Here is a 1,882-nt window from a genome sequence, read left to right as displayed (position 1 = left end):
TTAGTAGTTGTAATATTTATTATACAATCAATGTTTTCTTGGCCCTTGAGGCACCCTGCACTAATGCTATATTTTGTTGTTGTTATTGCTTGCCTTGCGTCAAACCTCGAAACCTTTAGTCTTAAAACCGGTTTAATTAAAAAAATAAGTTATTTTTTTCTAAGCTTATTTCTTATAATTTATATTACCTTTTTTATAAGTTTTGGAAAAGCTATTGCCTTAGAATTATACTATATTCCAAAGGCAAAGAATTCTTCTAATTTTTTTCACTCCCTTACCTATGTTGATAAACTCTCTAAAAACTCTTTTTTAATATATGGGGCAAACCATCTATTTGTTCAAAAGGCTTTTAACTATTTATGGCAGGATATCTTTAATAGCCCTTTTGTACCAGTAACAAAAGAGCTCTATAAAAAGGTTAATAGAGAAAAACTCTTTCATTACGATAAAAGGGCCTTACTAGAGGCAACTTGTAAAAAAGCAAAATTGCTATATAATTTAAGGCCTTTTTGGTTTTATCCCTTTGTTATCTCCTTTACTGAGTTGGTTCGTGGTAATTATGATAATTCCTATAAATATGCAAAAGAGGCAGAACATTTAAAGCCAAATGATGAGCGCGTCTTTGCACTAATGCACTTTGCAAATGTCTTAAAAGCATCTAAAATAACGGGAAAGCCTGTAAGTGAAATCTTGCCGTCAAAAGAGGATATTAAGGCTTTACAAGAAGGCTTTAGAAAATCATTAGAAAAAAATGAAAAAAAATAAGGGATTTTCACTTATTGAGCTAATGATTTCACTTTTAATTGTTCTCATTCTTTTTATTTTATCCGTAGAGTATTATAAGCCCCTCATGAAAAGGGCATATAATTATGTAGCCCTAAGTGATCTGAGGAATTTTGCTACAGCTTTAGAAGGTTCCTATATTGATAAAATGGGCTATCCTAAGGCTCTAGTAGATAATTTGACGGGAGAGTGGTTGCCAGAGAATGTCTTTAGATTAATTGATGATACTATAGGCTATATGCCTTCAAAGGATGTATTAGTCTATTATGATTCAGATGGATTAGAAAACTATATAATTGCAACAAAACATGTAAAAGGTGATAAAATCTATATAAAGACAAGTATGACATCAAGCATCTACTATATTAGTGAGCAAAATGACAACACTTCAAAGGTTAGCATATACCCTACTGTTAAATTGCCCGAGGCCTCATTTAACCTAGATGATAGTTTTTTCTTAAACTCTAAGATATATGATAAGATGTAGGTAGACCTAATTTAATATTAATTTGCAATTTTTTAAAAATTATTTAATAATAGGCATTAATAAAAAAATAAAGGGGTAATAAGTGGAAATTGCTGTTGTTGGTGCAACCGGTTATACAGGGGTTGAGCTTGTAAAATATTTAAGTAACCATCCCCATTTTCATATAAAGAAAATCTTTAGTAGTTCTCAGTTTGGGGTAAGATTAGCTGATTTAGAGCCTTCCTTAGATGGAATTTGTAATCTTACTTTAGAGGCCTTAAATAGTGAAAACCTTCTTAAAGATAGTTCTGTTAGTGCATTTTTTCTCTGCCAGCCCCATGGAACCTCCTTTGAACTTGTGAAAAAACTAGTAGAAGCTGGTAAGATTGTTGTTGATCTAAGTGCAGATTTTAGGTTTTCTAATAGTAGATTATATGAAAAGACCTATAATGTAACACATCCCTATCCAGAGCTTTTGGAGAAAAAGGCATATGGCATACCAGAGATCTTTAAAAGTGATATAGTAAGCTCTAATTTAATTGCAAATCCAGGGTGTTACCCAACCTCAATTATAATACCCCTTTATCCCTTAATAGAAAAAAAGTTGGTAGAATTAGATAATATTATAGTAGA

Annotated in this window: 3 protein-coding genes; all 3 read left to right on the top strand. The window is 31.4% G+C overall.

Annotation, left to right across the window (positions count from 1 at the left end):
* Window positions 1–765 (top strand): hypothetical protein (locus SVN78_10800; GenBank protein ID MDY6822094.1); only part of this gene is annotated, 765 nt, incomplete at its 5' end.
* Window positions 752–1,270: a prepilin-type N-terminal cleavage/methylation domain-containing protein gene (locus SVN78_10795; protein ID MDY6822093.1), complete on the top strand. Its 519-nt coding sequence runs from the start codon at window positions 752–754 to the stop codon at window positions 1,268–1,270. The genes SVN78_10800 and SVN78_10795, both read left to right, overlap by 14 nt.
* 82 nt (window positions 1,271–1,352) lie before the next feature.
* Window positions 1,353–1,882: N-acetyl-gamma-glutamyl-phosphate reductase (locus SVN78_10790; GenBank protein ID MDY6822092.1), on the top strand; the 530-nt coding region annotated here is incomplete at its 3' end.

Source organism: Deferribacterota bacterium, assembly GCA_034189185.1.
Lineage (GTDB): Bacteria > Chrysiogenota > Deferribacteres > Deferribacterales > UBA228 > UBA228.
Note: the sequence above shows the minus strand (reverse complement) of the source record. Positions and strands in the feature narration are given on the sequence as shown.